General features: G+C 72.2%; 13 protein-coding genes. 3 read left to right on the plus strand and 10 right to left on the minus strand.

The features are described 5' to 3' along the window. Positions 1 to 63: 63 nt before the first annotated feature. The 4 genes from ABZ154_RS16420 to ABZ154_RS16435 form a co-directional block, all read right to left on the minus strand. Positions 64 to 1,464 carry an AI-2E family transporter gene (locus ABZ154_RS16420; protein WP_356833102.1) on the minus strand — a complete coding sequence of 467 codons (1,401 nt, stop codon included), beginning with the start codon at positions 1,462 to 1,464 and terminating at the stop codon, positions 64 to 66. Between the two features lie 121 nt (positions 1,465 to 1,585). Next, a complete protein-coding gene (locus ABZ154_RS16425; protein WP_356833103.1) occupies positions 1,586 to 2,308 on the minus strand; it encodes a transglycosylase SLT domain-containing protein in 723 nt (240 codons plus the stop codon). 393 nt (positions 2,309 to 2,701) lie between these two features. Then, positions 2,702 to 4,024 carry a PhoH family protein gene (locus tag ABZ154_RS16430; RefSeq protein ID WP_128847652.1) on the minus strand — a complete coding sequence of 441 codons (1,323 nt, stop codon included), beginning with the start codon at positions 4,022 to 4,024 and terminating at the stop codon, positions 2,702 to 2,704. 383 nt (positions 4,025 to 4,407) lie between these two features. After that, on the minus strand, positions 4,408 to 5,169 hold the full coding sequence (locus ABZ154_RS16435; protein WP_356833288.1) for an isoprenyl transferase: 762 nt from the start codon (positions 5,167 to 5,169) through the stop codon (positions 4,408 to 4,410). A 221-nt stretch (positions 5,170 to 5,390) separates the two neighbouring features. Here ABZ154_RS16435 and mgrA point away from each other — a divergent pair, with 221 nt between their 5' ends. Together mgrA and ABZ154_RS16445 are read left to right on the plus strand one after the other, a co-directional pair. Then, positions 5,391 to 6,440 carry an L-glyceraldehyde 3-phosphate reductase gene (gene mgrA, locus ABZ154_RS16440; RefSeq protein ID WP_356833105.1) on the plus strand — a complete coding sequence of 350 codons (1,050 nt, stop codon included), beginning with the start codon at positions 5,391 to 5,393 and terminating at the stop codon, positions 6,438 to 6,440. Positions 6,441 to 6,892: 452 nt separating this feature from the next. Next, the gene (locus tag ABZ154_RS16445; protein ID WP_356833107.1) at positions 6,893 to 8,059 is read left to right on the plus strand and encodes a winged helix DNA-binding domain-containing protein; all 1,167 of its coding nucleotides are present in this window, start codon (positions 6,893 to 6,895) and stop codon (positions 8,057 to 8,059) included. Between the two features lie 138 nt (positions 8,060 to 8,197). Here the strand turns inward: ABZ154_RS16445 and ABZ154_RS16450 are convergent, their stop codons facing one another. The 3 genes from ABZ154_RS16450 to ABZ154_RS16460 form a co-directional block, all read right to left on the minus strand. Then, positions 8,198 to 8,641 (minus strand): hypothetical protein, encoded by a 444-nt coding sequence (locus ABZ154_RS16450; protein ID WP_356833109.1) that lies wholly within the window; start codon positions 8,639 to 8,641, stop codon positions 8,198 to 8,200. Positions 8,642 to 8,767: 126 nt separating this feature from the next. Continuing rightward, on the minus strand, positions 8,768 to 9,604 hold the full coding sequence (locus tag ABZ154_RS16455) for a class I SAM-dependent methyltransferase (protein ID WP_356833111.1): 837 nt from the start codon (positions 9,602 to 9,604) through the stop codon (positions 8,768 to 8,770). Between the two features lie 82 nt (positions 9,605 to 9,686). Beyond that, positions 9,687 to 10,556, minus strand: coding sequence for an A24 family peptidase (locus tag ABZ154_RS16460; RefSeq protein WP_356833113.1), 870 nt, complete (start codon positions 10,554 to 10,556; stop codon positions 9,687 to 9,689). A 104-nt stretch (positions 10,557 to 10,660) separates the two neighbouring features. Here ABZ154_RS16460 and ABZ154_RS16465 point away from each other — a divergent pair, with 104 nt between their 5' ends. Next, positions 10,661 to 11,032 carry a DUF192 domain-containing protein gene (locus tag ABZ154_RS16465; RefSeq protein WP_356833115.1) on the plus strand — a complete coding sequence of 124 codons (372 nt, stop codon included), beginning with the start codon at positions 10,661 to 10,663 and terminating at the stop codon, positions 11,030 to 11,032. Here ABZ154_RS16465 and ABZ154_RS16470 read toward each other — a convergent pair. The 3 genes from ABZ154_RS16470 to ABZ154_RS16480 form a co-directional block, all read right to left on the minus strand. Further along, a complete protein-coding gene (locus ABZ154_RS16470; RefSeq protein ID WP_356833117.1) occupies positions 11,029 to 12,228 on the minus strand; it encodes a hypothetical protein in 1,200 nt (399 codons plus the stop codon). The genes ABZ154_RS16465 and ABZ154_RS16470 overlap by 4 nt on opposite strands. Positions 12,229 to 12,364: 136 nt before the next feature. Next, a complete protein-coding gene (locus ABZ154_RS16475; protein ID WP_356833119.1) occupies positions 12,365 to 12,514 on the minus strand; it encodes a hypothetical protein in 150 nt (49 codons plus the stop codon). Positions 12,515 to 12,630: 116 nt separating this feature from the next. Continuing rightward, entirely contained in the window at positions 12,631 to 13,224 is a 594-nt protein-coding gene (locus ABZ154_RS16480; protein ID WP_356833121.1) for a hypothetical protein, read from the minus strand. Positions 13,225 to 13,254 lie beyond the last annotated feature (30 nt).

Genomic DNA, 13,254 nt, shown 5'->3' on the forward strand with positions numbered 1-13,254 from the left:
CATACGACAACCCCCCCGCGCACCACCCACCGTCGCGGGGTCTCTACTTCGTCCGCTGTCCGCCTATTTCCCGGGCGGGGGCGGCGGCGGGGGGGGGGGGGGGGCGGCGGCCCCGCCCCCCCCCCCCGGCTCGTCCAGCACCGCCTGCGGGGCGGCAGGCGGCGGTGTCGGGGCGACGCCGAGCGCGGTGGCCCCGTGCTGTCCGCCGACCGGGGCGGGGGTCGCGTACGACCGCAGATAGCCGACCACCGTGTTGACGACGGCGACCAGCGGTACGGCGACCACCGCGCCGCCGATGCCCGCGACCAGGCCGCCCGTCGCCACTGCGAGGACCACGGCCAGCGGATGCACCCGCACCGCCCGGCCGAGGATGAACGGCTGGAGGATGTGGCCCTCGATCTGCTGCACCGCAAGCACCACCACCAGCACCATCAGCGCGGTGAACACACCCTCGGTGACCAGTGCGACGACCACCGCCAGCGCCCCGGAGACCACGGCACCGAGGAGTGGGATGAAGGCGAACAGGAAGATGAACACGGCCAGCGGCACCGCGAGCGGCACATTGAGGAAGTAGAGGCCGAGGCCGATGAAGATGGCGTCGATCAGGGCGACCAGCACCGTGCCGCGTACGTAGGCGGTGAGGGTCCGCCAGGCGCGCGGCCCGGCCCCGGCGACGCCGGGGCGGGCGGCGGCGGGCACCAGCTTCAGCGACCACTCCCAGATGCGCCTGCCGTCGTAGAGCAGGAAGAGCGTGGAGAACATCGCCAGCAGCAGGCCGGTGAGGAACTCCACCATGAAGGTGACGCCCTGGAGCCCGGCGGAGGTGATCTCCTCCGTGTTGGTGCCGATGGTGTCGTTGAGGTTCTTGGCGATGTCGTTGATCTGCGACTCGGTGACGTGGAAGGGGCTGTCCAGCAGCCAGCGCTTCAACTCGTCGATGCCGTCGCGGACCCGGTCGGAGAGCGTGTCGAGGTTCTCCATCACCTGCCACACCACGAACCAGCCGACCAGGCCGATGACGACGAACCCGAGCACGGCCGTCACGGCGGTGGCGAGCCCGTGCGGCAGCCCGTACCGCTTGAGCCGCACGACGGTCGGCTGGAGCATCGCGGTGACGAGCAGGGCGGCGGAGAAGGCGAGGACGACCAGCTGTACGGCGCTGATCACCTGCATCAGCACCCAGAGGGTCCCCGCGAGGACGAGCAGCCGCCACCCCGCCTCGGCCGCGACCCGCATCCCCCACGGGATCGCGGCGACGGGGTCGGGCTTGGCGGCGACGGAGGGGGCGTACGAGGGGGGCGCGGGCACGTGTCCGGGGTCCTGGGGCTCCGGGGCTCCGGCCGTCGCGTCGCTCCCGAGGGGATCGTCGTCGTCATCGGCGCGCGCCCGGCGCTCTTCCAGGCGTGCGCCCAGTTCCGTCAGTTCGGACCCGAAGCGGCCCAGCCAGCCCGGCAGTTTCGACATGTCTCTTTTCCTTCCCCCATGTTCGCTTCCCAGCGCTGCCCTGGATCGCCGGATGCGACCGTACACGCGCGAGGCCCCCCACCGCGTGCGCGGTGGGGGGCCTCGGCCGGGCTGTTCGCCCCTAGTACCAGTTGTTGGCCTGCCAGAAGGACCAGGCGCCGCACGGGGAGCCGTAGCGGCCGTCCATGTAGCTGAGGCCCCACTTGATCTGGGTGGCCGGGTTGGTCTGCCAGTCGGCGCCGGCGGAGGACATCTTGTGGCCCGGGAGGGCCTGCATCAGTCCGTACGCACCGGAGGACGGGTTGGTCGCGCGGTAGTTCCAGGTCGACTCGTGGTTCACGATGTTGCTGAAGCACTGGAACTGGTCCGCAGGGACCATCTGACGGGCCATCGCCTGCACCTGGGCCACGGTGTACGAGCCCTGCGCGGAGAACGAGGAGGCGTCGCGGACGGAGGACCGGCTGGCACGCTCGGCCTCTTCCTTCTCCTTCTTCGCCTTCTCCGCGGCCTGGCGCTCGGCCTCGGCCTTCGCCTCGGCCGCCGCCTTCTTGGACTTGGCGTCCTTGGCGGCCTGCAGACGGGCGGACTCCTCGGCGGACTTCTTCGCGGCGGAGTCGGCCGCGGATGCCTGGGCATCGGCCTGCTGCGTCAGCGAAGCGGTCTGGACCTGGGCCTGCTGGCCCGCGGGGATGTCTGCGAGCAGCGTGGTGTCGGCTGCGGCAGCCTCGAAGTTGTTGTCATCGGCGGCAGGAGTGCCGCCCGCAGCAACGCCTACGACGGCGCCAACGGTGGTGACCGCAGTGGCAGATGCCACGGCGAACCCCCGGACCGAGATCCGGCTCACATGGTGTCCTTCCAGCATCGTCCGCTTAGGTGACCTCGCGGGCGCGTTCGTGCCCCTGGCGCTGGCCTCCCTACTGCGTGGGTCACGGGAGGCACGGGCCCGTTGGGCAACCCCCGGGTGGAAGGGGTCGCCGCGTGGTGCTCGCGGGCGGCATACGGGCGGTCTTGTGTGGAGTTGTGTGGTGCGCGGCACCTCTGGAGGTGCCCAAGTGCCGTATGCGGGGCCTGACGGAAGCAAGACTCTGCCGGACAGGGACGCCACAGGGCAATTCTCTGCTGCGTGGGAAAGCTCACACCCCGTTTGGGTCATCGGTTTTACGGAAATGACGGCGCAGCACGATGCCGCCCGGCTAAGCTCCTTGGCTCGCCGGGCGGCATCAACAGGACATGCAGGTCAGATGTGCCCTTCCTCCAGCATTTCGGTCACCAGTGCGGCGATCTGCGAACGCTCCGAACGCGTGAGCGTCACATGGGCGAAGAGCGGATGACCCTTCAGCTTCTCCACCACGGCGACGACTCCGTCGTACCGGCCGACCCGGAGGTTGTCCCGCTGGGCCACGTCATGGGTGAGCACCACACGGGAATTCGCCCCGATCCGGGACAACACGGTCAGCAGGACGTTCCGTTCGAGGGACTGCGCCTCGTCCACGATCACGAAAGCGTCGTGGAGCGAGCGGCCGCGGATGTGGGTGAGCGGCAGGACCTCCAGCATCCCGCGCCCCAGCACCTCCTCGATGACCTCGCGCCCGGCGACCGCCGAGAGCGTGTCGAAGACCGCCTGCGCCCAGGGGCTCATCTTCTCGGCCTCGCTGCCGGGGAGATAGCCGAGCTCCTGGCCGCCCACCGCGTACAGCGGGCGGAAGACCATCACCTTCTTGTGCTGCTGGCGCTCCAGCACCGCCTCCAGGCCGGCGCAGAGGGCGAGGGCCGACTTGCCGGTGCCGGCCCGGCCGCCCAGCGAGACGATGCCGACGTCCTGGTCGAGCAGCAGGTCGAGGGCGATCCGCTGCTCGGCGCTGCGGCCGTGGATGCCGAAGGCCTCCCGGTCGCCCCGCACGAGCCGCACATTGCCCTCGGCCGTCACCCGGCCGAGCGCCTTGCCCCGCTCGGACTGGAGGACCAGGCCGGTGTGGACGGGCAGCTCGGCGGCCTCGGGGACGTACAGCGTCTCCTCGGTGAAGAGCAGGTCGACCTGTTCCCCCGAGAGGGACAGCTCGGTCATCCCGGTCCAGCCGGAGTCGGTGATGGCGAGCTCGGCGCGGTACTCCTCGGCGAGGAGACCGACCGAGGAGGCCTTGATCCGCAGGGGCAGGTCCTTGGAGACGACCGTGACGTCGTACCCCTCCGCCTGGAGGTTGCGCGCGACCGCGAGAATCCGTGAGTCGTTGTCCCCCAGCCGGTATCCGGCGGGCAGGACGCCGGGGTCGGAGTGGTTGAGCTCGACCCGGAGCGTCCCGCCCAGATCCCCGAGGGGGATCGGCGCGTCCAGCCGGCCGTACCGGATCCGGAAGTCGTCCAGCAGGCGCAGGGCCTGCCGGGCGAAGTATCCGAGCTCCGGATGGTGCCGTTTGGCCTCCAGCTCCGTGACCACCACGATCGGCAGCACGACTTCGTGCTCGTCGAAGCGGGCCATGGCACCGGGATCGGCCAGCAGGACGCTGGTGTCGAGAACGTATGTGCGCCTGTCGGGCATGCGGCGCTTGCTACTGGTCACCACGGAAGGACGTACCCCCTCGGACGAGGTCGGGGAGTGCGACGAACGGTCGCGGAGCTTCCCGAAGGGAGAGGACGGACCGGGATCGGGCCCCTGTGCGCGGGCCGGACCACGGCCTCCGCGTCGGCCGCAGGCTGTCTACGGTCCTTCGTGTGCAAAGGGCCTCCCGGGCGAGCGGACTGGGTGCCGCTCACTTGGATGCGACATCCGCCTGGTTGGTGACCGGATGTCGACCTGTCAGGGGTATTCCCTGTTCGGCCCGAAGCCATGCCGCTGCATATGACACGGTGTGGAGAAGTCCCGGTGGACGCCCGATGACGCCCCTGTATACGCGATGACTCCCCTATATAGAGGAGTCATCGGGCGGTACGGGTGGCGGGGACCTTTCAGGCCCCGTAGCGCCGGTGGCGGGCGGCGTAGTCACGCAGCGCCCGCAGGAAGTCGACCTTGCGGAAGGCCGGCCAGAAGACCTCGCAGAAGTAGTACTCCGAGTGGGCGCTCTGCCAGAGCATGAAGCCCGACAGGCGCTGCTCACCGCTCGTCCGGATCACCAGGTCCGGGTCGGGCTGGCCGCGGGTGTAGAGGTGCTCGGAGATCAGGTCGGTGGAGACGACCTCGGCCAGCTCCTCGAACGTAGTACCCCGCTCAGCGTGCTCCAGGAGCAGCGAGCGCACGGCGTCCGCGATCTCCTGGCGACCGCCGTAGCCCACGGCGACGTTGACGATTATTCCGTCGACATGGGACGTCGACTGCTCGGCCTCCTTGAGCACCATCTGCGTCTCGGCGGGCAGCAGGTCGAGAGTGCCGACGTGGTGGACGCGCCACCGGCCGTCGGCGGCGAGATTGCGTACGGTGTTCTCGATGATGCCCAGGAGCGGCTTGAGCTCGTGCTCGGGCCGGTCGAAGTTGTCCGTGGAGAGCATCCAGAGGGTGACGACCTCGACATCGGTCTCGCTGCACCAGCCGAGCAGCTCGGAGATCTTGTCCGCGCCCGCCTGGTGGCCCTGCACGGCCGAGCCGCCGGACGCCTTCGCCCACCGGCGGTTGCCGTCGAGGATGACCCCGATGTGCTTCGGCACCTGGTCGTGGTCCAGGCGGCCTTCCACCCGGCGCGCGTAGAGCCTGTACACCAGGTCGCGGAAGTTCACTGAGTTCACCCTCTCGGTTCCGTACGGGCCCGGGGCCCGCCCTCCCCGTCGCCGGGGGTCGTCCGGGGTCCGCCCCCGCAGGGGAGCGCCGCGTGGTCCGCACGGACCCGCGCGGGCATCAGCCGCGCCGCACGTCGGCATTCCCCGAAGCCGCCACATTACTGCGATCGGGTCACGGGGGCCCAACCTGGTCTGTCACAACTCCGTGATAAGGAGGGAAAGTGACTGATTACCTCTCCCCCGACCTCTTCTACCGCGCTGCCGGCACGCGCTACGACTCCATGGAGTACCGCCGCACCGGCCGCAGCGGGCTCAAGCTGCCCGCCCTATCGCTCGGCCTGTGGCACAACTTCGGCGACGACCGGTCGCTGGACTCCCAGCGGGCGATCCTGCGCCGCGCCTTCGACCTCGGGGTCACGCACTTCGACCTGGCCAACAACTACGGGCCGCCGGCCGGCTCGGCCGAGCTGAACTTCGGCAAGCTGTTCGCGCAGGATTTCACCCCGTACCGGGACGAGCTGGTCATCTCCACCAAGGCCGGTTATCTGATGCGCCCCGGCCCGTACGGCGAGTGGGGCTCCCGTAAGTACCTGCTGTCCTCGCTCGACGCCTCGCTGAAGCGGATGGGCCTGGAGTACGTCGACATCTTCTACTCGCACCGCTTCGACCCGCACACCCCGCTGGAGGAGACGATGGGCGCCCTGGCGTCCGCCGTGCGGCAGGGCAAGGCGCTGTACGCGGGCGTCTCCTCGTACACCGCGGAGCAGACCGCCGAGGCGGCCGGGCTGCTGAGGGAGATGGGCGTCCCGGCCCTGATCCACCAGCCGTCCTACTCCATGATCAACCGCTGGATCGAGGACGACGGTCTGCTCGACACCCTGGAGGCGGCCGGGATGGGCTGCATCTCCTTCGTGCCGCTCGCCCAGGGCCTGCTCACCAACAAGTACCTGAAGGGCATCCCGGAGGGCTCGCGCGCCACCCAGGGCAAGTCGCTGGACCCGGGTCTGCTCTCGGACGAGGTCCTGCGCCGGCTGCGTGGCCTGAACGACATCGCGCAGGGCCGCGGCCAGTCGCTCGCCCAGCTGGCCATCGCGTGGGTGCTGCGCGACAGCCGTATGACCTCGGCGCTGATCGGCGCGTCGAGCGTGCAGCAGCTGGAGGAGAACGTGGCCGCGCTGGCCGGACCAGCGCTGACGGCCGGGGAGCTGAAGGAGATCGACGCCTTCGCCGTGGACACCGAGGGCACCAACATCTGGGCCGGACGCGGCTGACACCTGGCCGGAGGGGGTTCAGGGGCCTTGGCGGGAGGGGTTCAGGGAACCTCGTGGCCGGGAGGGGCTCCGGGAACCTCGTGGCCGGGAGGGGTTCAGGGGGCCTCGGCAGGTCTCCGGCGGGCCGGGCCCGTACCCGCGCAGAAAAAACGGGCCGGTCCGTGGGGGGGGATACGGACCGGCCCGAGGGGGGGTTTCCACCATAACCCTTCGTAAGTCCTGCCGCGTGCCGCGCCACTCCACAACTACTTCCCTGATGCACCGGACTCCGTATCGGGCGGTGCGGGACGCCGAAACGGGCAGGGAGAGCGCCCGCCGGGCCACGCTCGCCCGTCCGGATTCGTCCCCGGTATCGAGGGGGACGCGGGACGGTGCGGGCTTGACGCCACGCGGTGCGGGGCCCGTTGCCCTTGCGGACAGAAGCCGGCCTGAAGAGGTTCTAGGTTCGTGCCATGACGACCCGTGCCCATGCGACCGTGACCGTGACCTGGCCCGAGGCGAACGCCCGGAGGCTGGCCCGCCAGCGCCTGTCGGGCCCGGCGCCCGCTCTCGCCCCCGCCGACGCGGTCGGCGCCATGCTCGGTGCGCACGCCCAGGTGCTGTCGGCGGCCGAGCTCTCGGTGGGGCTGCGCGGCGCGGGTCTGACGCGCACGGACGTGCGTACCGCGCTGTGGACCGACCGGAGCCTGGTCAAGACGTTCGGGCCTCGTGGCACGGTCCACCTCCTGCCGGCGGCTGACCTCCCGCTGTGGACCGGCGCGCTCTCCGCCGTACCGACGGGCCCGAATCCGTTCCCCAAGGACGCCCGGATGACCCCGGAGCAGGTGGAGGAGGTCGTGGCGGCGATCGGGGCGGCGCTGACCGGGGTGGAGCTCACGGTCGACGAGCTCTCCGCGGAGGTGGTCGCCCGGACCGGGCCGTGGGCCGGGGACCTGGTGATGCCCGGGTTCCAGGCGATGTGGCCGCGCTGGCGGCAGGTCCTGCACCTGGCGGGACACCGGGGCGCGCTGGCCTACGCCCCGAACCGGGGCCGCCGTGCGACCTACACGAACCCCGGGTACACCCCGCTGCCCGGCCCCCAGGCGCGGGCGGCCCTGGTGGAGCGGTACCTGTACGCGTACGGTCCGGCCACCCCGGCCCACTTCGCCCGTTGGCTCGCCGCGCCGAAGCGGTGGGCGGCGGAGCTGTTCGCCTCGCTGGCCGGATCCGGGACGATCGAGGAGGTCGCCTTCGAGGCCGCCGGGTCCGCCTGGGTGGTGGCGGGTGACACGGAGTTCCCGGCCGGTCCGGTACGGGGCGTGCGCCTGCTCCCCTACTTCGACGCGTTCGCCATCGCCTCGCAGCCCCGCGAGCGGCTCTTCCCCGGCCGGGCCTTCGAGCGGGCGCTCGCGGGCGGGCAGGCGGGGAACTACCCGGTGCTGCTGGTGGACGGCACGGTCGCGGGCGTCTGGCACCAGCGGCGTTCAGGGAAGCGGATCGCGGTGACGGTGGAGCCGTTGGAGCCGTTGCCGACGGGGCGTCTGCGGGCGTTGGAGGACGAGGTGGAGCGGGCGGGCGCGATCCTGGAGGGGCGGGCGGAGCTGACGGTGGGGGCGGTGTCGGTGGGGGCTCACGCGTAGGGAGTGGGGGCGTGGGGCTGCGCGTAGGGGGTGGGGGCGGGGACGTAGGGCTGCGCGTAGGGGGCGGGGGCACCGGGGGCGTGGGGTTGCGCGCGCAGCGGACTGGGGACGGGGCGGCCGGTGCCCTCAGCGGGCCCCTCAGTGCGGGTGGAAGCGGACCGCCAGGGTGTCTCCCGCCGCGACCACGAAGTCGCCGCCCTCGCACCGGATGACCGCCTCGTGGACCTCGCCGTTGCCGTCCCGGCGCTCCAGCGTGCCGACGACCGTCCAGCCACCGTCGTAAGGCACCGGCGGCAGCTGCGTCAGCGATGCGTGCTGCCACTGGTTCGCCGGTACGCACCAGTCGGGCAGCAGCGGCCAGGCGCCCGGGGTGACGCGTAACGTCCAGTCCGAGGTACAGGTCAGCAGGACGGACTGGCCCCGGTCGATCACGAACTCCACGGCCTCAGGCTCGCCCGCGCGCCCCTCAGGCCGGTAGAAGACCCCGTGCACGGCGGTGATCCGGGAACCCGTGAGCCAGTCGGAGTTGCCGCTCCGGGTGCGTCCGACCGGGCCGCCGTACTCTTCCCTCTCCACCGTCATGGCCGCTCCCCGTCTCCTCGCTGGGCCTGCTCCCACCCGGTAGGACGACGGCCCGCGCGATCGCGTTGCCTGAGAGGCGAAGCCGAACTGACGTCCGGGGTAAGCAGGTTGACACTTCTTGATACGTCACAGGGGCTTACGGGCCTCAATCAGGAAGCGCGTGCTGTGGGCGAGGAACGGTCCCTCTTCCTCGATCTTCCGGTGGAGTGCGGCCAGGTGCGGCCGGTACTGCTCGACGGTGAATCCCGGCACCATCCAGATCACCTTGCGGAGGAAGTAGACCACCGCGCCGATGTCGAAGAACTCGGTGCGCAGCCGCTCCGGACGCAGATCGACGACCTCCAGCCCGGCCGCCTCGGCGGCCGCGCGCGCGTCCTCCGGGTCGCGGCCTCGGCGCACCTCGGGCGGCTGCGGACCGAGGAAGAACTCGACGAGCTCGAAGACGCTCGCCGGGCCGACCTGCTGTGAGAAGTACGTACCGCCGGGGACGAGCACCCGGGCGATCTCCAGCCAGCAGGTGGTCACCGGATGCCGGCTGACCACCAGGTCGAAGGCCGTGTCACCGAAGGGCAGCGGCGGCTCGTCCGCGTCCGCGACGACGACGGCGCCGAGGGGGTGCAGGAGGGCGGTGGCGCGGGCGATGTTCGGCGGCCAGGACTCGGTGGCCACGGTGACCGGCGGAAGCTTCGGCGCGGCGGCGAGCACCTCACCGCCGCCGGTCTGGATGTCGAGCGCGGCGCGGGCCTCGCCCAGCCGGCCGGCCATGGCGCGGGCGTACCCCCAGGAGGGGCGCTGTTCGGTGGCCCGGCCCTCGAGCCAGGAGAAGTCCCACCCGTCCACGGAGACGGAGCCGGCCTCGGCGAGGAGGGCCTCGAACCGGTCGCGGGAAGCGGGGGAGGAGAAGGACGCAGGGTGCGGAGGGGGCTGAGGGGGAGGAGGGGGTGGAGGGAACTGTGCGGACATACGAAAATCGTGTCAGGCCGGGGCGGGTGGCGCGACCGGATTCCGGCGCCCGTGCTCCCCCAGGGCGTGCGCGCTCGGGCTCTCAGGCCGCCAGGGCCCCCAGAAGCACCCCGGTGAGCGCCCCCGCGATCATGAACGGGCCGAACGGGATGCCCGTCCTACGCCCCGCCCGGCGCAGGACGACGAGCCCGAGTCCGTACGCCGCGCCGAACAGGAACCCGGCGAACCCGCCCAGGAACAGCACCTCCCAGCCGTACCAGCCGAGGGCGATGCCGAGGCCGAGGGCCAGCTTCACGTCGCCGAAGCCCATGCCGTTCGGGTTGATGAGGAAGAGCAGGAGGTAGAAGCCGCCGAGCACCAGCCCGCCGAGGAGCCCGGAGGTCCAGGATCCGGCGTGCCCGGGGAGCAGGGCCGCCACGCCCAGCAGGAGGGCGGCCGCGGCGGCCAGGGGCAGGGTGAGCGGGTCGGGCAGCCGGTGGACGCGGCGGTCGACGGTGGCGAGGAGGACCGCGACGGGGGCCAGCAGCAACCACCCGGCGAGCTCGGGTCGGGCCCCCGTGGCGGCGGCGAGCGCGACGCAGGCGAGGACGGTGACCAGGGGGGCGAGGGCGCCGGGGGCGTAGGGGACGGGGGCGCGGCGCTTGTCGCCGTACGGTACGGGTCCGTCGGCCTCGCCCCCGTACGGTGCGGAGGTGTCGGCGTCGGCGCCGGCCTCGTACGGTGCGGAGGCCTCGGCCTCGTACGGTGCCGGGGCCTGCGCGCGGGACCCGCAGGAGGTGCAGCGGGCCGGGCCCCACCAGCCGCCGAACGGGCCGGTGAACGGGTGCCCGGCGGGGCAGGCGGTGCGCCAGGGCTCCTCGGGTTCGACGGCGAACCGGTACGCGGCGCGCGGGATCAGCAGTCCGGTGGCACCACCCCAGACAGCGGCGACGGCGAGCAGCACGAGGTCCACGCCACGACCCTAGTCGGCCGCACGGACAAGGGACTTGGGCCCTGGGGCCCACTCCGGGCCGTTCGGGACCCAGGGGCGGGCGCCGGGGGCTACGGTCGGTGCCCATGAGGACTTGGCATGATGGCGAGGGAACGCTGACGGTCGGCGGGGACGGGGGGGCCCGGGAGGTGCCACTGCGGATAGCGGCCTCGTACCGGGCCCGTACGCGCGGGCTGCTGGGGCGGGACGGGATCGACGGGGCGTTGCTGCTCACGCCGGCCGGGAGCGTGCACACCTTCCGGATGCGGTTCGCCATCGATGTGGCGTACCTGGACCGGAAGTTCACCGTGCTGGCCGTCCGCACGATGAAGCCCGGCCGCCTCGGCCTGCCCCGGCTGCGGTCCCGCCATGTGCTGGAGGCGGAGGCGGGGGCGATGGAACGGTGGGGGCTGCGGCCGGGCGTCCGGGTGGAACTGCGGGCGGCGGAATCCCGTTAGGGAGGGCCCGCGCCGAGCAGGGTCCAGGCGCCGTAGGCCGCCGACGCGGACGCCAGTACGGCGATGACGACGGTCAGTGGGGCCGTGCTCCGCAGCCGTACCAGAGCGGCGGCGGGCGGGAGGAGCAGTGGGAAGGCGGGCATCATCAGGCGGGGCCGGGAGCCGAAGTACCCGGCGCCGATCAGCGAGATGACGACGATCGCGATGCCGTAGACGAGGAGGGGCAGCGGCTGCCGCTGCCGTACGCAGAGCACCACGAGCCCGCCGAGCAGACCGAGCGCCGCGCAGAGCCCGAGGGCGGCGGGCAGCGGCAGCCCGGCGATGAAGGCGGCGAGCGCGCGTCCGCCGTCGATGCTGTTGCCCCACTGCGCCTGGACGTCGAAGTACGCGAACGGGCTGCCTTCGCGCACGGCGACGAACACCACGTACGCCAGCCAGCCCAGCGGTGCGAGCACCACCCCGGCGATCATCCGGGCATTGCGGCGGAGTACCGGCCCGATCCCCTGCCCGGAGCGGATCTCCCGTACCAGGGTGGCGGCGGCCGTGATCGCCAGGGCCGCGATGAGGGCGGCGGCGGAGGGCCGGGTCAGTCCTGCCAGGACGCAGAGGGCGCCCGCCACCAGCCAGCGGCCCTTGAGGACGGCGTACAGCGCCCAGGCGGCCAGTGCGGTGAAGAGCGTCTCCGTGTACGCCATCGACTGCACGAACGCCGTCGGGTACACGCCCCACAGCGCGGCCAGCACCACCCCCGTACGCCGCCCGTACAGCTCTGCCCCGACGGCGAAGATGCCCCAGGCGGCGAACAGCCCGGCCGTCCAGGCGACCAGGAGCCCGGCGCCGCCGAGGGTGAGCGGGGTCACCTCGGCGAGGCCGCGCTCCAGGGCGGGGAGGAGGGGGAAGAAGGCCAGGTCGGAGTGGAGTGCCCCGTCCGGGAGGGTGACGGAGTAGCCGTAACCGTCCTCGGCGATGCGCTGGTACCAGACGGAGTCCCAGCGCCCGGTGAGCCGCGCCAAAGGGTCCTTGCCGGCGGCCTGGGCGGCCGCCCAGAGACCCAGGAGCCCCAGGGCCCGGACGGCGGCGTAGACCGCGAGCGCGGGCGCGGCGGCCCGGAGTGCGGCGGCCGGCCGGGGGCTGGGGTCGCGGGGGTGCGGGGCCGGGGCACCGGGCATCCGGGTACGGAGCTGGTGATCGGACATACTGCCGATTATCTCCTCCGACTCAGGCCGTCCCGACCGCGTGCCCCCTCGGCGGTCCGGTCCTCGGCGGTCCGGTCCTGGGCGTCTGGTCCTCGGTTGGTCCGGTCCCCGGTTGGTCCGGTCCCCGGTGGTCCCGTCAGCCGATCGCCGGGGGAAGGGACGGGCGGGTACCGAGAAGCGCCCGCGCCCGGTCCATCGGCTCGGGCGCCTCCCGGGCGATCAGGGCGGCACGGATCCGGAGCGAGCGGTGATGGAGGCCCTCCGTGCCGTCGAAGCCCACGGCCACGGCGGACTCCTCCGTGGGCACGCCGGGAGCGACGCCGGCTCCCGTCGCGCAAGGGCGTCTTGGATCCGGGGGCCGGCGCCCGGGGCACGTGCCCGGCTACAACGCTCCCGGCCCTCTCACAGACTGGGCACGGCGCTCCCGAACACCTTCCAGGGCGAGATCGTGACGGAGTCCATCACGGTCAACTGCGGGTGCCTGTCGGCGATTTCCTCCCGTACGGCGACGGCGTCCGGCCAGGAGTCGAGGGGCGCCGAGCCCTCGATGACGACCCCGTCCCAGTCGGTGCCGGCCGTCGCCCCGCTCCGGTCGACGACGAAGCCGACGCAGAGCACGGAGGCCCGGCCGATGGTCCGCCGGATGGCGCTCACCGCCCGTTCCCGCTCCACCGCCGGCAGCTCCCCAAGGCAGAACTCGACGGCGACGACACCGCCGCGTGCACGCCGTACACGCACGAGGAGATCGGGGCCTTCGTCCACCCACAACCGGAAGCCGAGCTCCTGGAGCCTTTGCAGGCCGGAAAGAGAGAGAAGCTGCTCCCGCGTCACAGGCGACCGGGCCCCGGACGAGGGGTGGTCCAGACTGACGAGTACCGTCCGCCCGGTCACCGGATGCTCCGGGCGAAGCCCTTCCGCCTCCAGGTCACTCAGGAGCGTCGCGGCGTCCAGCCGAGTCCAGCCCAGGTGGTACGAGTAGAAGAACCCGGCACTCATCGACGCCCCCGCCCTCATCACGACATGAAT

It is taken from the genome of Streptomyces sp. NPDC006261 (assembly GCF_040613515.1).
GTDB lineage: Bacteria > Actinomycetota > Actinomycetes > Streptomycetales > Streptomycetaceae > Streptomyces.